The 2,940-nt window shown below is 40.4% G+C and carries 4 protein-coding genes; all 4 read left to right on the top strand.

The annotated features are described in order from the left end of the window. A partial coding sequence (locus DQQ10_RS28170; RefSeq protein WP_221409809.1) for a hypothetical protein occupies window positions 1-251 on the top strand: 251 nt, incomplete at its 5' end. A 30-nt stretch (window positions 252-281) separates the two neighbouring features. Continuing rightward, window positions 282-716, top strand: a complete 435-nt coding sequence (locus tag DQQ10_RS27625; RefSeq protein ID WP_165824151.1) for a hypothetical protein — start codon at window positions 282-284, stop codon at window positions 714-716. After that, window positions 717-1,397 carry a hypothetical protein gene (locus tag DQQ10_RS27630; protein ID WP_112750196.1) on the top strand — a complete coding sequence of 227 codons (681 nt, stop codon included), beginning with the start codon at window positions 717-719 and terminating at the stop codon, window positions 1,395-1,397. Between the two features lie 739 nt (window positions 1,398-2,136). Further along, window positions 2,137-2,679, top strand: coding sequence for a hypothetical protein (locus DQQ10_RS27640; protein ID WP_133259792.1), 543 nt, complete (start codon window positions 2,137-2,139; stop codon window positions 2,677-2,679). Window positions 2,680-2,940: the final 261 nt, after the last annotated feature.

Here is a 2,940-nt window from a genome sequence, read left to right on the forward strand (position 1 = left end):
TCGGGAGAACCTATCCCTGGCAGGTTGCTCCTCAGCAGAGCCTTGCTTCTGTTTTGGTTCAACAACACAAAATTCAAATCAGCAAACTATATTTACAACCTGTTCAAATTCACAGCCACTTTCAGTTCACGTTGTACGCGGGCGGTGACACCAACCAGTTTATTTACACTACACTCAATCACATTGCAGTTACTTTTTGCAAGTTGATACTCGGGGATCTCGTTGTTATGTTGGTGACGTTTTGTCAATAGCGATCAAGCTTTCATTTCAAAATGTTGTTGGTGTCTTCGGCGCTCACGGCCAGCGCGAACACCAACAACGGCGTGGGATTAAATGAACTCGTTCCAGATTTAGCTGACAGAAAGGTGCTGAGTCAAGTTCAATTTTGTGTGCCAGGCAAGACAGCACCGTGTAATGCAAAAGGTGAATATTTTATTGCAGATGCTGTCTTTGTGAAGTATGATTCAAGAGGAAGAATAGTGGACATGGTGGTTACGGATAGCAAATTAAGCCAAGCAACAAATTTAACCTCTGGCCAGACGTTGGCCAAAAATGGAATAGGCCAACAATTAACAGTGAGAAGCGGTACGCGCACTAGAGATGCGGCTGAAGAATTATTGCCTGGTAGTGGTATCACACAGAATACCGAAATTATCATTAAGGATTTTTATAAGGTTTATGGAGATGGAAAAGGAACTTTTCAAGGCATTGAATAAATGAATGATAAAAAGAGTTTTATAGCCGCTATAATTGATTCTGTAGGTAAGCAAGACTTATTCATGGATGTAAAAACTAAAGTCTTGGACTCTGGTGAGTCTTTAGTTTTTTCAGAGACGAATGAGATATTGTATACCGTGCAAACCAGATTTCAATTGTCTGATGTGGGAATGGCTCCTACGGGAATCGAATACTGGCTAAGAGTTTACGCTATAGAAAGGTTAGTCGAGGCAGTTGCAAAACAAAATGGGTTGAAATACAATTTTGATTTACAGCATACTATTGTTAGCCCGATTCGAAACAAAGAATTGTATAAAAAAATTACATCAGGTACGTTAGAAGTATCTCTATTTAAAGAATCGTTTGAAGGTTTTCTTTCCGAAGAGATAGTTCCCTTTTTTAAAAACAGGAATAGCATTGACGGCCTGGGGGAATTTATACTCAAGCACGATTTTAGTAATATCATCAATCTTGGTATTGGCGGAGAATACCCTGTGAATGTTTTAAAGGCTATTACCATTGCTAAATGGTGTGACAATGAAGCCAGGTATCAAGAGTACACAACGGGGTTGCAAAGCTGGATAGATGAAGATCGCAAAAACCCAAAATATGCTAAGATGTGTGACTCGTATCAGGGATCCCTTAATGATCTAAAAAAGAAATTAGAAAACCAGGCATGAAGCTTGACTTTTTCACTTCGCTTGCAAGAACGTTGAATTTTAGTTTTAGCGATGAACGCATCAAGCAGAGAAAGTACGGTGCGTTTTTCTTCTGTAGGTAAATTCTGTACTTGTTTAAAGCGCGAAACCAGTCCCTTATCTAGTCCAGCTTCCTGCACCAGGTTGTCTGTAGTTCCGCTCATCAGATAATCAACGGTAGTGCCTTTGCCAATTTGGCCATAGCTTCAGCATTAGGTTTTGTCTCACTTTCGATTTCATTCTTATAATGTTGGCGCGAACAAGAATTATGATCCCCGCCTTTGTTGGTATTCGAACGGTACGCGCGCGGCGGCACCAACAAATTTAGTTTACGCCAAATTATTTCGCGATTGATTAATATCTTTTAATGCGTGCGCCTCTTATTGCCCGCCTTTGTTGGTGTTCGAAATGGCACGTGCGTGGCGGCACCAACAAATTTAGTTACGCCAAATTATTTCGCGATTGATTAATATCTTTTAATGCGTGCGCCTCTTATTTGAAATTGCGCAGCCGGATTAAATTCAAGACACGTTGTCTCGAAGACTTCTTCAACTATTGCTGGTGGTTCACGTTGCACGCGTGCGGTGGCATCGACCAGTTTATTTACACTACACTCAATCACATTGCAGTTATTTTTTGCAAGTTGATACTCGGGGATCTCGTTGTTATGTTGGTGACGTTTTGTCAATAGCGATCAAGCTTTCATTTCAAAATGTTGTTGGTGTCTTCGGCGCTCACGGCCAGCGCGAACACCAACAACGGCGTGGGAAAAGTGACCTTAGGTAATAAGTCAATGTTTCTCAAATGGAAAGTGGTTAATGGAGACATAGACTTTACATCAGCTGTTGCAAAGAAAAATTTACGTTCGCAGATCAAAAGCTTCTTAGGCATTCCAGCGGACGTAGGAGTGGATGCCCACCATATATTGTCTCTTGGAAAATGCGATCATCCAGTTGTTTTAGCGGCAGCCAAGAATGGTTATCATCCAAATTTACCAGAAAGCATCATTGGCCTTGAGCATTATGATGAAGCCCTCCAGGTCGGATTGCATCAGAACCATCCCGCATATGACAAATTTATTGAATTTAGATTAGACAAGTTTCGGGACTTGGGAGACTTGAGTCCAGAAGCATGCAATGATTTTATTCAGAAAGAGTTGATACCGCAGTTGAAAAAAGAGATATTTAATGCGAAGAATTCAGCATTAAAAAATTTGAATGCTTATTTCGAAGACGTGATCAACCCAAAATTTGGTATTGAATAGCATGAAGTTTTTTACATTGGGAGTTACAAGCGATCTAAACGTAATTGGATTCTATCCGCAAGTAGAAAAGAGTGAAAATTATAGCTTGTCGGCATCAGATTCTTATCAAAGAGTCACATGGGATAGGTTTCCCACCGTAAGCTTCCCTAAAAAGCGAAGAATTCAAAAGTAGGAATTTTTAACTTTAGGGAACAATGAAGAAAAGTCGATTCACCGAGACACAAATCGTGTCAATTCTCAAACAGTATGATGGTGGTACCG

This window comes from Pseudochryseolinea flava, from assembly GCF_003286915.1.
Taxonomy (GTDB): Bacteria; Bacteroidota; Bacteroidia; order Cytophagales; family Cyclobacteriaceae; genus Ohtaekwangia; species Ohtaekwangia flava.